Source organism: Leifsonia tongyongensis (assembly GCF_010686705.1).
Lineage (GTDB): Bacteria > Actinomycetota > Actinomycetes > Actinomycetales > Microbacteriaceae > Diaminobutyricibacter > Diaminobutyricibacter tongyongensis.
The window spans coordinates 1,242,846-1,255,327 of the sequence record NZ_JAAGWY010000001.1; the positions used below are offsets into that span (position 1 = coordinate 1,242,846).

The window sequence follows — 12,482 nt, forward strand, 5'->3', positions numbered from 1 at the left end:
TGTTGTTTCCCAGCGCACTTGGTCTACTTAGTGCGCTGGGACTTTGCTAGTGCGCCGACGTGATTTGCGCAGCGGCGGGCGGCCGTCAGCGCCCGAAGCGCTGCGCAGCAGGGCAGTCGAACGGATCCGCGCCGGCGGCGAGGCCGACCCGGTTCAGGTAGCGGATGACGATCCCGTACGACTGCGTGAGGGTGGTCTCGGTGTAGGCGATGCCCTTGTCTGCGCAGTACTCCATGGTGATCTCACGGGCGCGCTTGAGGTGGGGCCGGGCCATGTTCGGGAACAGGTGGTGCTCGACCTGGTGGTTGAGCCCGCCCATGAACGTGTCCATCACGACGCCGCCGGCGACGTTGCGCGAGGTCAGCACCTGGCGACGCAGGAAGTCGACCCGGGCGTCGTGCGGCAGGATGGGCATCCCTTTATGGTTCGGGGCGAAGGACGCTCCCATGTAGATGCCGAAGACCGCGAGCTGCACACCCAGGAACGCGAATGCCAGGCCGGGCGGAAGAAGGAGGAACAGCACCGCAAGATAGGCGCCGATACGCGACACGAGCATGATCGTTTCCAGCCAGCGCTTGTCGACCTTGCCGCGACCGAAGACGGTGCGGAAGCCGTGCAGGTGAAGGTTCAGCCCTTCGAGAGCGAGCAGCGGGAAGAACAGGTAACCCTGCCGCCTCGTGATCCAGGCGTACAGGCCGCGCGCTTTCGACGCATCCGTCTCGGTGAACGAGACGAAGTCACGCGCGATGTCGGGATCTTTTCCGACGATGTTCGGGTTCGCGTGGTGGCGGCTGTGTTTGGACATCCACCACGAATAGCTGATGCCGACGATCAGGTTGGCGATGGTCCGGCCGGCCACGTCGTTGGCTTTGCCCGACGTGAACACCTGGCGATGCGACGCCTCGTGCCCCAGGAAGGCGAACTGCGTCAGGATGATCCCCAGCACTCCGGCGAGGATGAGCTGGTACCACGAGTCACCGAGGAGCACGAAGCCGACCCCGACGGCACCGAGGGCGGCCACGAGTGCGGCGAACATCCCGATGTAGAAGCCGCGACGGCGCTCCAGCAGACCGGCATCCCGCACCGTGCTCAGAAGAGCCGAATACTCCGTCGTCGGATTGGTCTTGTCGCCACCGCGTTTCGGGCGGGTGAAGATGACCGTCGAAGACGACGTCGGAACTGTTGCAGTAGACACTGGGCCCCCAATCGTGCGAGCGAAAGCTCGGGCAACCGGGTCTAGGGCAACCGAGTAAAGACTATCGGGGCCACCTGCGCGTTGCGTGGGAGGTTCCAGAGAGTCCGTCACGTCGCCGGCACCCGGAGTGTCAGCCCTCTGTGCAATACCGTCAGCGTGACAGCGGAGGCGAGGCCGATGCTGTCGCCGTCGAGTTCGATCTCCTGCGGAATGCTGAAATGCACGTCGAAGCGGCGGGACTGGACGTAGCTGAGTCCCTTGAGGTCGGGCGAATTGCGCATCATCCACCGGCCCGGCCTGGTTTTGGAGAACAGTCCGTTCGTCGCCAGGCGGGAGCCGATCCCGGCCCATCCGATCGCCCCGCGCGGCCGGAAGACGACGACGTCGAGAAGACCGTCGTCGACGATCGCGTCAGGCAGGAGCAGGATGTTGGCGGTGAGGGTGCCGCAGTTGCCGACGATCACCGTGTGGGCGCGCAGGGAGAGAGAGCGTCCCCCGTCGATGCGATACCGCAACTGGACCTGCTTGTTGCCGATGACCGACCGGGCGATGGGGTCGACGTAGGCGAGCCATCCGATCCGGCTCTTCAACGCAACATCGGTGTTCGCGGCCATGTGGGCGTCGAGGCCGATCCCGGCCATCACGACGAACGCGCGCTTGACGGTCGCTCCGCCCGGTTCACGCGTGGTGGCGAACGCGATGTCGACGTCGCGCTCGACGCCGGTGAACGCCGTGCGGACGGCATGCGGGAGGTCGCCGAGGGTGAGACGCAGGTTGCGGGCGAGGAGGTTGCCGGTGCCGGCCGGAAGGAGGGCGAGCGGCACCCCCGCCTCGTAGATCTCCTCTGCGACGGCGCGGACCGTGCCGTCCCCACCGGCGACGAGCACGACGTCGGGCGCCGAAGCGATGGCCTCGCGGGCCGCGGAGGTGCCGTTGTCGTGTTCGCCGGTCTCGAACCAGAGCGTCGGCTCCCAGGCGTGGTCGGCTTCGGCGGTGGCGACCTCATCGCGCAGCGCCGTCACGGGCACCTTCGAGGGGTTGAAGACGACCGCGGCCAGGCGCCCGCGCTCGCTGTCCTTTCGTGTATCCATGGGTCGACGGAGCCTCACGAGTCGTCGGAGGCGCTCGCGTCTTCGCGGACGCGACGCCCCTCAGCGATCAGGGCGTTCTCTTTGGCGACCGACTTCTCGCTCAGTCTCGTGTCGCGGGGAGGCAACTGGATGGTCTCCTCGGCCGCGATTCCGGCCTGGAGTTCGCGGCCCCGCTCCAGCTCCGAGTCGAACTCGGCCCCGAACAGCAGCGCGAGGTTGGCGATCCAGACCCAGAGGAGGAACACGATCACTCCCGCCAGCGATCCGTAGGTCTTGGCGTAGTTCGAGAACACGGCGACATAGAGGCCGAAGAGGAGGGTCGCGACACCGAGCACGATCATCGCAAGAAGTGCTCCCATGCTGATCCAGCGGAATTTCGGCTGCCTGGCATTGGGGGTCGCGTAATAGAGCAGGGCGACGATGGCGACGACCACGACGAGCAGCACCGGCCACTTCGCGATCTCCCAGATGAGACGGGGCAACGTTCCGAGTCCCAGCGTGTCGCCGATAGCGCGCGTCACCGGTCCGGAGACGACGAGGATCAGAGCGACGATGGCGACGAGTACCAGGGTGATCACCGTGACGAGCAGCTGTTGCGGCTTCAGTTTCCAGAAGGGGCGGCCTTCGTCGATCTCGTAGATGCGGTTCATGGCGCGCGAGAACGCCCCGACATAGCCGGAGGCCGACCAGATCGCCAGGACGATGCCGAAGACCAGGGCGAATCCGGATGCCGGCGAGTTGACGGCGTTCTCGATGGGTCCGCGCAGCAGCTGCGCCGTCGAGCCCGGTGCCACGCTGCCGAGGATGCCGAGCAGGGCATCCGTCGCCTTTCGCCCCTGCCCGATGACCCCGAGCAGCGACACGAGGGCGAGGATCGCGGGAAAGATGGAGAGGATGCCGAAGTAGGTGAGCGCAGCGGCCATATCGGTGCACTTGTCCACGCTGAATTCGCGGAAGGTCCGCTTGGCGACGACTTTCCAGGACGGCCGCTCGACCTGCGCGGGCGTGTGCGGCTTGCGGGGGTCGTCAGGGGAGGGGGCATCGACCAGTCGTTCGCTGGCACCGACATCGGACACGGGCTTCTCCTTCCAGGGGCGTGCACGCTACACAACCCGCAGACGGAACGCAGGGTAAGTGCTTGACTTCCGCGGACGTGTCAGGTAGCCCGTTCGGAGAACGACTCCACGATCGCGCGGGCCATGTCGGACAATCGCCTCCCGCTGTTGCGCGCGCGAGTCCGGATCAGCTGGAACGCGGTGTCCATGTCGACATTCTCGGTGTGGGCGATGACGCCTTTGGCCTGCTCGATGACGACCCGGCTGTTCAGGGCGTACTGGAGCTGGCTGCGTGCCGCATCCGCCTCGCGGATCCATCTCTCATGCAGGATCCCGATCGTCGCCACGTCGGCGAGTGCACGCGCGGTGACCTCATCGTCGTCGGAGAAGCCCCCGGTGCGGTCGCGGAAGAGGTTCAGCGACCCGATCGTCTCCTTGCGGAGCCGGAGCGGGATGGCGTGCATGGATGCGTAGCCGACGTCGGCGGATGCGATCGCGAACGCAGGCCATCGCGCGTAGGTTGCGGCGATGTTCTCGACGTCGACGGTGCGACCCGTCAGGTAGGCGTCGACACAAGGCCCCTCGCCTTCGCCGAGCTGCAGCAGACCGATGAGTTCGCTGCGCTCGCTGGTGGACGCGACGACTTCGAGCCTTCCGTCGGCGTCCGGGATCAGGATGCCCGCGTCGGTGGCCTCGAGCAACTGGGAACAGCGTTCGACGAGGACGTGGAGCAGGTCGACGATGTCGTAGTCGTCGACCAGCGTGTCGGCGAGAGTGACGAACGCCTCGGCGAGCTGACGTTCCCGGGTCGGAGCCGTCGGGTCGGACTGCTTGGTGTTCGCGTTGCCGCCTGGAGTCCGGGTTTTCACACTCCATCGCCTCCTTCATCGGTGAAATTCATCCGCCTGCCCACCAGGTCGGCGGCTGTCTCCCGCACGGTGCGTCCGGAGGCGAAAGCATGCGCGCGCAGCAGTGCCAGGGCGTTGTCGGCGCTGAGCTGCATCTGGGCGATGATCATCCCGGTCGCCTGGTGAACCTCACGACGGGAGAAGTCGGCCTTCTCCCAGTTGTCGTCGTCGGTGACGGGAAGCCGGTGCATCGCCAGCCGCACGACCTGGGTGGCGACCACGTCGGCAAGAACCAGCGCCTGGGAGATCAGAGCGGGCGTCATCGGCGCCGGGGTCGTCGCATACAGGTCGACGGCACCGACGTTCAGGGGGCCGAAGGTGAGAGGGAAGGCGTAGACCGCGTGGATGCCGGCCCGGCCGATCGCTTCCTGAAGCAGCGGCCACCGCGACGTCGATTCATCGTGCTGGTCGAAATCGATCGAAGGCGCCTTGGTTGCCAGCGCATCCCAGCCCGGCCCGATCCCGAAGTCGATCTGGAGTTCATCCAGACGCGCCGCCTCGTCGTCGGAGGCGCACACGGTCTCCGACCCGAAGGGTGGGCCGAGCGTGGAGACGGCAGCGTGGCTCACGGGCAGCGCATCCAGGAACGGCGTGCAGAAGCTGGTCCCGTTCTCGAAAGCTTGCGACAGACTCTGGACGGCATCCGAAAAGGTCTCAGGCGAATTCAAGAGCGCGCTCGGCTGCTCCGACGGGCTCCGGTGCAAGAAGGAGGACACCGGACTGATTCGCTGAGATGGTCAGCTGCTCCAGCCATTTCCGGTTCAGGCTCGGATAGACCGGGCACGAGTAGATGAACTCGAGCGCCACCGCAGGGCTGAGCCACAGCACGTGCAGAACGTCATCCTGCCCCCGGAAGGTCAGGAGGAAATTCTCGGAACGCCGCAGCTTGCCGGCTATGACGAATTGCAGGTGTGCGAGGTCGCGATCGTCGAATTCGATCGAGCGTCCGTTCGCTCCGTAGATCAGGGTTCCCATGACTTCTCCATCCCTGGGGGGCGAGGTCTGGGCCCGTAGTACACCAAGTGTAGCTGCGTCCGGGCCGGCCGAACAGGACTCGGACGAAGGACTCAGCGACCCCTTGTCGACCCCTTGTCCGCACCCGCGGGTACCCCCACACGCGCCCGAGGGCAACCCCTTGATGTATGAGTCTGCTGCACGAACACTGAGTGCATCCCCGCGGTCAGACTCGACACTGTCGACCGCCCACGACTGTAAGGAACGAATCATGACAGACATCTACTCGAAGGCCGCGCCGAACGGCTACCCGATCGACGACACCCAGGACGAGTCGACGAAAGAGGTCGTCGCCGAGCAGGCCGGCGCCCTGAAGGACGAGGTCGTCGAAGGTGGCGGCCGCGTTCTCGACACCGCCAAGGACAAAGCCGGAGACGTCGTCCACGAGGCGAAGTCGCAGGCGACCGACCTGCTGCACCAGACCCAGGCCGAGCTTCGTGAGCAGGCGACCATTCAGCAGCAGCGTGTGGCGGATGGCCTCAAAGCTGTCAGCGACGAGCTGAACCAGATGGCGCGCAACTCGTCAGGTGGCCTCGCCTCGGATCTCGTTTCGCGCGCAGCGGCGCGGACCGGAAGTGTCGCTTCGTACCTGGATGCACGCGACCCCGGTTCGCTCGTCAGCGAACTCAAGGCTTACGCGGCCCGTCGACCCGGTGCGTTCGTCGCGGCGGCCGTCGTCGTCGGCGCGGTAGCCGGACGCCTGACGCGTTCACTCGCCAGCGGTCCGGCCGACGATGCATCGCCCGCAAAGGGATCCTCGGTTCCGAGTGGATTGCGTGAGCAGACCCCGGTCCGGCCTCCTGAGGTCCGCACGCCGACCATCCAGAACGCCTCGACCTACACCACGACGCCGGGCGCGCCTACGGATGCGACCACGCCGACGGATGCGACCACGCCGCTGTACTCCGCGCTCATCACGGACCGCGATGACGTTCAGAACCCGGATGCCATCTGATGACGGACATCCACACTCCTTCTGAGCAGAAGGCTGCGAACACGTCGCTCGGCGACCTCCTCGGCGAGGTCACCCGCGACCTGTCGACCCTGATGCGGCAAGAGATCGAGCTCGCGAAAGCAGAGCTGACCCAGTCCGCGAAGCGCGCAGGCAAGGGCGCAGGGCTCTTGGGCGGCGCCGGGTACTCGGCGGCGATGGGCGTCCTGTTCATCTCGATCGCGGTCTGGTGGGCGCTCGGCTACCTCGTCGGCAACGCGTGGTCCGGGCTGATCGTCGCCGTCGTCTGGCTGATCGTCGCCCTCGTGCTCTATCTTCGCGGCCGCACGGCCATCAAGTCGATCCAGGGCGCGCCCCAGACCGTCGACACCCTCAAAGAGATCCCCGAAACACTGAAACGAAATGAAGAGAACCGATGAGCAACAATCCGGATGAAATCCGCTACAACATCGAAGAGACCCGCCGCGACCTCGGCGAGAACGTCGACGCGCTGGCCGACAAGGTGAGCCCCACGAAGATCGCCGAACGCCAGGCGGACAAGGTGAAGGGCGCGCTCCGGTCGGCTCGTGAACACCTGATGGGCTCCGTGTCGGATGTCCACGATTCCGCATCGGGCGCTGTGTCCGATGCAGCCGACAAGGCTCAGGCCACCGTCAAGGGCAACCCGCTCGCTGTGGGTCTGATCGCCGTCGGTATCGGCTGGCTCGCCGCATCCCTGATCCCCGCGACGGATGCCGAGGAGAAGCTGGCGGCATCGGCGAAGGATGCGGCCCAGCCGCTGATCGACGATCTGGCGACGACGGCGAAGGACGTCGCCGGCAACCTGAAGGAACCTGCGCAGGAAGCGCTCGACGCTGTGAAATTCACCGCTACGGATGCGGTCGAGTCCGTGAAGGCGGAGGCGGCCGACGCCGCCGACGGCGTCAAGGAGCAGGCGCAGGCCAGTAAGGATGCGGTCAAGGAGAACGCGTCGCCCAGCACAAGCGAGGGCTGGAACCCGCAGTAGCCCGGGCGATGCCGAAGCGTGCCCGATGTGCGGACCGGGGGGTCACGCGCATCGGGCACGGCTGTGCGCCAGGCGCACCGGGAAAGCTCAGGAGGGTCCCTGGGTGGTCAGCGGCCCACCTGAGCCGCCCTGGTCGCGATGCTCCGCGAACGCCGCATCGACCTCATCCTCGCTGATGACCTGCATCCCGCCGGTGCGCGCCGCCTTCAGCGAGAGCGCCTCGACCCATCTCGGGTTGATGTTCGGCGGCCTGCTGCCGGCGAACCGGAACGTGAGGTGGGACTCGCGGCTGATCCACAAGCTGATCCGCCCCGACCCTTTCTCGGCGGGGATCGTCCAGTTGAGCAGGAAGCTTTCGTGACGCAGCAGCTTCGCGACGATGGCCAGTTTCATGTGCGCGAGAAGACGGTCGTCGAACTCGTACTGGTCACTGCCATATTGGAGGATGCCCATGAGATAAGTGTGGCCTCAGCAGGGGAAATCCACTAAGGATTGCGGCCACGAACCTGTGGATTCTTTCAGACCGAAGGGGTATCTTCCCGCGGCTCGGGCACGTACTGTGGGCGGTCGCGAGAAAGGCTCAAGAAATGAATGCGGTCAAATCCCTGTGGGACATGGTGCGTGGGGACCCCGTGTTCATGCGCCGCGTCAACGGCTGGTTGGCGATCTTCTGGGTGATCATGATCCCCGTTTCGATCGCAACGGGCTGGGTCAACAGCGTCGTCTACGTTTCGGCCCTGTCGCTGTGGGCGCTGGTGTCCGGTCACTGGTCCGCCTGGCAGGCGGCGCGTGTCGAAGTGAAGCAGCAGGACGACGCGAAGAAGAAGGACGAAGAGGACGTGCCGGCCGAAGTCGTCGACGCACTGGTCGAACGCACCGACGTTTCGCTGGCCGACAGCGACGACTCGGGCAGCCGGACCAGCCCGACCAACTCGACCCGCCCCAACGACCTGAAGGGCGTCAGGGAGCTATGACACCCGCATCGGAGTTCAGCCACTGGCATGACACCCGGCTCCGTCTGCTCATCATGGCGATCGTCGGGATCGTCGTCGGGGTCGTCGTCACCCTCACGGCCGGCGCGCAGTACGGGATCACGGCCGGGTGGGCGGCGGCCTGTGCGCTGTACATCGGCTGGGCCTGGGTCTCGGTAGGGCGGCTGGATGCGCACCAGGCCGAGCGCTACGCAACGCGCGAAGACCCGAACCGCGGGATCGCGGAAGTCCTCCTCCTGATCGCCAGCGTCGGCAGCATCGTCGCCGTGGTGATCCTGATCGGCGGCGCCAAGAACGAACCAGGAGCGGGCAAGCTGATCATCCCGATCGTCGCTCTCCTGAGCGTTGCGCTGTCGTGGTTCCTCATCCACACGCTCTTCACGCTCCGCTACGCCTCGCTCTACTACACGGGGACGAACGGCGGAATCGACTTCAACGAGGACGAGCCTCCCAACTACCTCGACTTCGCCTACGTCGCGTTCACCCTCGGTATGACCTACCAGGTCTCGGACACGGACCTGAAGACGCGCCCTATCCGGGCGACCGCGCTGCGGCAAGGGTTGCTGTCCTACCTGTTCGGCGCGGTCATCCTCGCCTCGGCCGTGAACCTCGTCGCGGGCCTCGCCAAGTGATGGCGGCGCGCCCTCCCCGCCTTTCCGTCGGCTGTCAACCCCGTTAACTTCGTCCGCCGGTCGGCCTACCGTTCGAGGTCGGGTCGACCGAAAGGACCATCATGGCTACAGGGCAGACGAAGTCAGCACAGAAGGCATCAGGCAAGGCGAGCGCTTCGGCGGGCGTGCATCGGACGAAGCGCGAGCGCTCCGAGCACGGCTTCGTCGCGTCGCCGGCACTCGCGGAGTGCCTCCAGCGCGTGCAGGCCGACCTGATCGAACTGCACCTGCAGGGCAAGCAGGCGCACTGGAACATCGTCGGAAAGAACTTCCGCGACCTGCACCTGCAGCTCGATGAGATCGTCGAGTCGGCGCGCGAGTTCAGCGACGTCATCGCGGAGCGACTCCGTGCGCTCCACGCGAGCCCGGACGGCCGGAGCGGAACCGTCGCGAAGGCGACGAGCCTGCGGCAGTTCCCGAACGGCGAAGTTGATACGGCAGCGGCGGTCGACCTGATCACCGAGCGCCTGGAGGCGGTCGCCGGGACGGCCCGCGACGTGCACGACCAGGTGGACGACGAAGACCCGACGAGCGCGGACCTCCTGCACCAGATCATCGCGACGCTCGAGCAGTACGCGTGGATGGTGAGCGCGGAGAACCGTACGCCGGCCTCGAAGTGACATCGGCGGGCGAGCGCTACCTGGAGGCGGCCGCCATCTGCGACGGGCAGGTGGCGCCGCTTCTCGGTGTGCTCCGCGACGCCGACCCGGCTGCGCTCGCGCCTCGTGCCGGCTCGAGACCCGGCGCGACCGCGGAACGTCATCGGTTCCTGGCACGCACCGCGGCTGCCGACGTCACCGCGGCCCGCGTGCTCGAGCCGCACCTCGACGCTCTCGCCATCCTCGCCGAAGCCGGGCTCCCGCAGAACGAGCCCGGGCACACCTGGGGCGTGTTCGCCGCCGAGGCGCGCGACGCCGTCCTCGTCGCCACGCAGCACGATTCGTCATGGGTGCTCGATGGCGTGAAGCCGTGGTGCTCTCTCGGCGGCCGGCTGACGGATGCGCTGGTGACCGCCCGCACCGCATCCGGCCAGCGTCGTATGTTCCACGTCGAGCTCACCTCGGTGACCGTGATCGCCGAGCCGGCGACCTGGGTGTCGCGCGGTCTCGCCGATGTGGAAAGCGGCCCTCTCCGCTTCGAGCGAGCGGCCGCCGAACCGATCGGAGACTCTGGCTGGTACCTGTCGAGGCCCGGCTTCCGCTGGGGCTCGATCGACGTCGCCGCCGCCTGGTGGGGCGGATGCCTTCCACTGTTCTCGGCGCTGCTCACGCGCGCGCAGCCTGAGTCGGCGAGCCCGCTGCTGTGCGCCCGCGTCGGGCGGCTGTTCCGGATGCTCGACAGCACACGCCTCGCACTCGAGCGTGCAGCACAGGTCGTTGACGCGAAGAGCGTCGAATCAGTCGAAGGGGGCCCGGTCGGCGAGGACGCCGCGGCGGTGCTCGCCCACTCGGTTCGCGGAACAGCGGCGGATGCCGTGGCCGAGACCATCTCTGCGGCCCACGATCTTCTCGGGCCGGCCGTCTTCGGGTTCGACGAGTCGCTCGCCCGGCGCGCGGCCGACCTGGAGATGTATGTCTCTCAATACCATCGCGGCCCCGACGACGTCTCCCTTGTCGCGCACCTCGGCGGATCGGCCGCGTGGTGGTGACGTTCGACGCCCGTGCGGCCGTGACCAGCCCCGAAGCCTGGGACGAGTGCGCGGAGTGGGCGGGCATCCCGACGTTCGACGGAACCGAGTTCGGCGCGCTCGACCAGGTCGTCGTGTTCTCGGCTCATGCGGACGACGAGACGCTGGGCGCCGGCGGACTTCTTGCGCGGGTCGCCGGCCACGGCATCCCGGTCCGTGTGGTGGTGGCGACAGGCGGGAGCGAGCGCATCGCCGAGCTCCGCGACGCGCTCAGCGAGCTGGGCGTGCCTGCCGAGGTCGAGGCGCTCGGGCTCACTGACGGCGACCTCAAGAACGAGTCCGACCGGTTGCGAGCACACGTCGAGAGCGTGTTGAGCGGCTGCACGGACCGGTGGCTGGTCCTGGCCCCGTGGCCGGGAGACCGCCACGGCGACCACCGCACGCTCGGCCGCGAGGTCGGAGAGATTCTTCAGGCGACGAACGCGACCCTGCTGTTCTATCCGGTCTGGCTGTGGCAGTGGGGGACGCCAGACGATGTGCCGTGGGCCCGGCTGATCGACGCCGCGCTGTCGGCGCAAGAGCAGCAGATCAAGGCCGCGGCGATCGACCGCTTCACGAGCCAGCTGGAGTCACCGTCGAACCCGTCGGGCGTGCTCACCCCGGAGTTCGTGCTGCATGCCGCCACCGCGCCCGAGGTTCTCATCCGCCCGGAATGGTCGGTGAACGATGCGCACTTCGAGGACCTCCACCGGCGGCTCGGTGATCCCTGGTCCGTCAGGACCGATTGGTATGAGCGGCGCAAACGCGCCCTGACCGTCGCCTCCCTCCCGCGCGAGCGCTACGGGCGTGCGCTCGAACTGGGATGCTCGATCGGCGAGACGACCGCATCCCTCGCCGAGCGTTGCGACGCGCTCGTCGCCGTCGATCACGCAGCGGCGGCAGTGGCGACTGCATCCGAGCGGGTGGCCGACTTCGCCCAGGTGAGCGTCGAACGGATGCGCATCCCCGCCGCCTGGCCCGACGGGGACTTCGACCTCATCGTGATCTCCGAGCTCGCGTACTACCTCGCGGCCGACCAGTGGGAGCGCACGATCGACCGCTGTCGCGAGTCGCTCGCGCCGCGCGGGAACGTGCTGCTGTGCCACTGGCTCGGCGACTCGGACGACTTCGCCCAGACCGGCGAGGCCGCCCACGAGGCCTTCCGGGCGAGGTCGGGCCTGACCCAGGTGGTCGCGCATCGCGAGCCCGGGTTCCTCCTGGAGGTCTTCGCGTGACGGCGACGATCGAGCGCATCGTCGTCGTCGTTCCGGCGCGCGACGAGGCCGGCACGCTGTCGCGCTGCCTCGAGTCGGTGCAGGACGCGGTCGACAGGGCCGGCCTGCCGGCGACCGTCGTTCTCGTGCTGGATTCCTGCACCGACTCGTCCGCCGAGATCGCCGCCACGTTCCCGGAGGTTCGTGTGACGACGACCGACTTCGCCAACGTGGGGCGCAGCCGTGCGTGGGGCGTCACGCACGCACGCGTGCCGGCGGAGGCCGACCCGGATGCGGTCTGGCTCGCGACGACGGACGCCGACAGCGTCGTGCCGGTCGGCTGGCTCACCGAGCACCTGCGTGCGGCGGAGGAGGGAGCGCACGCGTTCGTGGGAGCGGTCGTGCCCGTGCTCCACGAGCTCGACCCCGAACGGCGACGCGTCTGGATGCGCACCCACCCGCCGGGCGCGACCGTCGGGCATGTCCACGGCGCGAACCTCGGCCTGCGCCTGTCCGCCTACACGGCCATCGGCGGCTTCACCTTCCTCGAGACGGGTGAGGACGTCGACATCGTCGGGCGCCTGCGCGAGCGACAGGTCCGGATCGCGGCCTCGGATGCGCATCCGGTCGTCACGTCCAGCCGGCTGACCGGCCGGGTGCATGACGGGTACGCGCAGTACCTCGCCGGCCTCGCGCCGACCGCCTCGTGACCGGATGC

The 12,482-nt window shown here is 67.5% G+C and carries 16 protein-coding genes; 9 read left to right on the forward strand and 7 right to left on the reverse strand.

The features are described from left to right. Positions 1–85 precede the first annotated feature (85 nt). The 6 genes from G3T36_RS06030 to G3T36_RS06055 form a co-directional block, all read right to left on the reverse strand. Complete coding sequence (locus G3T36_RS06030) at positions 86–1,195, reverse strand: fatty acid desaturase family protein (protein WP_420811034.1); 1,110 nt, start codon at positions 1,193–1,195, stop codon at positions 86–88. A 107-nt stretch (positions 1,196–1,302) separates the two neighbouring features. Beyond that, positions 1,303–2,286 carry a diacylglycerol/lipid kinase family protein gene (locus G3T36_RS06035; protein WP_163288641.1) on the reverse strand — a complete coding sequence of 328 codons (984 nt, stop codon included), beginning with the start codon at positions 2,284–2,286 and terminating at the stop codon, positions 1,303–1,305. Between the two features lie 14 nt (positions 2,287–2,300). Then, positions 2,301–3,362, reverse strand: a complete 1,062-nt coding sequence (locus G3T36_RS06040) for a YhjD/YihY/BrkB family envelope integrity protein (RefSeq protein ID WP_163288642.1) — start codon at positions 3,360–3,362, stop codon at positions 2,301–2,303. 80 nt (positions 3,363–3,442) lie between these two features. Continuing rightward, a complete protein-coding gene (locus G3T36_RS06045) occupies positions 3,443–4,210 on the reverse strand; it encodes an ANTAR domain-containing protein (RefSeq protein ID WP_163288643.1) in 768 nt (255 codons plus the stop codon). Further along, a complete protein-coding gene (locus G3T36_RS06050) occupies positions 4,207–4,917 on the reverse strand; it encodes a GAF and ANTAR domain-containing protein (RefSeq protein WP_163288644.1) in 711 nt (236 codons plus the stop codon). The genes G3T36_RS06045 and G3T36_RS06050 overlap by 4 nt, the downstream gene beginning before the upstream one ends. Then, the gene (locus tag G3T36_RS06055; RefSeq protein ID WP_163288645.1) at positions 4,904–5,224 is read right to left on the reverse strand and encodes a DUF7882 family protein; all 321 of its coding nucleotides are present in this window, start codon (positions 5,222–5,224) and stop codon (positions 4,904–4,906) included. The genes G3T36_RS06050 and G3T36_RS06055 overlap by 14 nt, the downstream gene beginning before the upstream one ends. A 250-nt stretch (positions 5,225–5,474) precedes the next feature. On the opposite strand from G3T36_RS06055, the gene G3T36_RS06060 reads away from it, so the two are divergent. Genes G3T36_RS06060 through G3T36_RS06070 form a run of 3 tightly spaced genes read left to right on the forward strand, consistent with a single transcriptional unit; the run spans position 5,475 to position 7,221 of the window. After that, positions 5,475–6,218 (forward strand): hypothetical protein, encoded by a 744-nt coding sequence (locus G3T36_RS06060; protein WP_163288646.1) that lies wholly within the window; start codon positions 5,475–5,477, stop codon positions 6,216–6,218. Next, the gene (locus tag G3T36_RS06065) at positions 6,218–6,634 is read left to right on the forward strand and encodes a phage holin family protein (protein ID WP_163288647.1); all 417 of its coding nucleotides are present in this window, start codon (positions 6,218–6,220) and stop codon (positions 6,632–6,634) included. Before G3T36_RS06060 ends, G3T36_RS06065 begins: the two co-directional genes overlap by 1 nt. After that, the gene (locus tag G3T36_RS06070) at positions 6,631–7,221 is read left to right on the forward strand and encodes a DUF3618 domain-containing protein (protein ID WP_163288648.1); all 591 of its coding nucleotides are present in this window, start codon (positions 6,631–6,633) and stop codon (positions 7,219–7,221) included. The genes G3T36_RS06065 and G3T36_RS06070 overlap by 4 nt, the downstream gene beginning before the upstream one ends. Positions 7,222–7,308: 87 nt before the next feature. Here G3T36_RS06070 and G3T36_RS06075 read toward each other — a convergent pair whose 3' ends face one another. Then, complete coding sequence (locus tag G3T36_RS06075) at positions 7,309–7,674, reverse strand: DUF7882 family protein (protein WP_240148253.1); 366 nt, start codon at positions 7,672–7,674, stop codon at positions 7,309–7,311. 134 nt (positions 7,675–7,808) lie between these two features. Between G3T36_RS06075 and G3T36_RS06080 the strand changes: the two genes are divergently transcribed. The 6 genes from G3T36_RS06080 (at position 7,809) to G3T36_RS06105 (ending at position 12,474) form a co-directional block, all read left to right on the forward strand. Next, on the forward strand, positions 7,809–8,195 hold the full coding sequence (locus tag G3T36_RS06080) for a hypothetical protein (RefSeq protein WP_163288649.1): 387 nt from the start codon (positions 7,809–7,811) through the stop codon (positions 8,193–8,195). Next, entirely contained in the window at positions 8,192–8,845 is a 654-nt protein-coding gene (locus G3T36_RS06085) for a DUF1345 domain-containing protein (RefSeq protein WP_163288650.1), read from the forward strand. The genes G3T36_RS06080 and G3T36_RS06085 overlap by 4 nt, the downstream gene beginning before the upstream one ends. Before the next feature lie 101 nt (positions 8,846–8,946). Continuing rightward, on the forward strand, positions 8,947–9,504 hold the full coding sequence (locus G3T36_RS06090) for a Dps family protein (RefSeq protein ID WP_163288651.1): 558 nt from the start codon (positions 8,947–8,949) through the stop codon (positions 9,502–9,504). After that, positions 9,462–10,532 (forward strand): acyl-CoA/acyl-ACP dehydrogenase, encoded by a 1,071-nt coding sequence (locus G3T36_RS06095; RefSeq protein ID WP_163288652.1) that lies wholly within the window; start codon positions 9,462–9,464, stop codon positions 10,530–10,532. Before G3T36_RS06090 ends, G3T36_RS06095 begins: the two co-directional genes overlap by 43 nt. Then, positions 10,523–11,785: a bifunctional PIG-L family deacetylase/class I SAM-dependent methyltransferase gene (locus G3T36_RS06100; RefSeq protein ID WP_338031479.1), complete on the forward strand. Its 1,263-nt coding sequence runs from the start codon at positions 10,523–10,525 to the stop codon at positions 11,783–11,785. Before G3T36_RS06095 ends, G3T36_RS06100 begins: the two co-directional genes overlap by 10 nt. Then, positions 11,782–12,474: a glycosyltransferase gene (locus tag G3T36_RS06105; RefSeq protein ID WP_163288653.1), complete on the forward strand. Its 693-nt coding sequence runs from the start codon at positions 11,782–11,784 to the stop codon at positions 12,472–12,474. The genes G3T36_RS06100 and G3T36_RS06105 overlap by 4 nt, the downstream gene beginning before the upstream one ends. Positions 12,475–12,482 lie beyond the last annotated feature (8 nt).

Excerpts from the sequence above, each read along its gene's own strand:
- G3T36_RS06035 (WP_163288641.1), bottom strand. The coding sequence starts at position 2,286 with ATGGATACACGAAAGGACAGCGAGCGCGGGCGCCTGGCCGCGGTCGTC.
- G3T36_RS06055 (WP_163288645.1), bottom strand. The coding sequence starts at position 5,224 with ATGGGAACCCTGATCTACGGAGCGAACGGACGCTCGATCGAATTCGAC.
- G3T36_RS06060 (WP_163288646.1), top strand. The coding sequence starts at position 5,475 with ATGACAGACATCTACTCGAAGGCCGCGCCGAACGGCTACCCGATCGAC.
- G3T36_RS06065 (WP_163288647.1), top strand. The coding sequence starts at position 6,218 with ATGACGGACATCCACACTCCTTCTGAGCAGAAGGCTGCGAACACGTCG.
- G3T36_RS06070 (WP_163288648.1), top strand. The coding sequence starts at position 6,631 with ATGAGCAACAATCCGGATGAAATCCGCTACAACATCGAAGAGACCCGC.
- G3T36_RS06075 (WP_240148253.1), bottom strand. The coding sequence starts at position 7,674 with ATGGGCATCCTCCAATATGGCAGTGACCAGTACGAGTTCGACGACCGT.
- G3T36_RS06080 (WP_163288649.1), top strand. The coding sequence starts at position 7,809 with ATGAATGCGGTCAAATCCCTGTGGGACATGGTGCGTGGGGACCCCGTG.
- G3T36_RS06085 (WP_163288650.1), top strand. The coding sequence starts at position 8,192 with ATGACACCCGCATCGGAGTTCAGCCACTGGCATGACACCCGGCTCCGT.
- G3T36_RS06090 (WP_163288651.1), top strand. The coding sequence starts at position 8,947 with ATGGCTACAGGGCAGACGAAGTCAGCACAGAAGGCATCAGGCAAGGCG.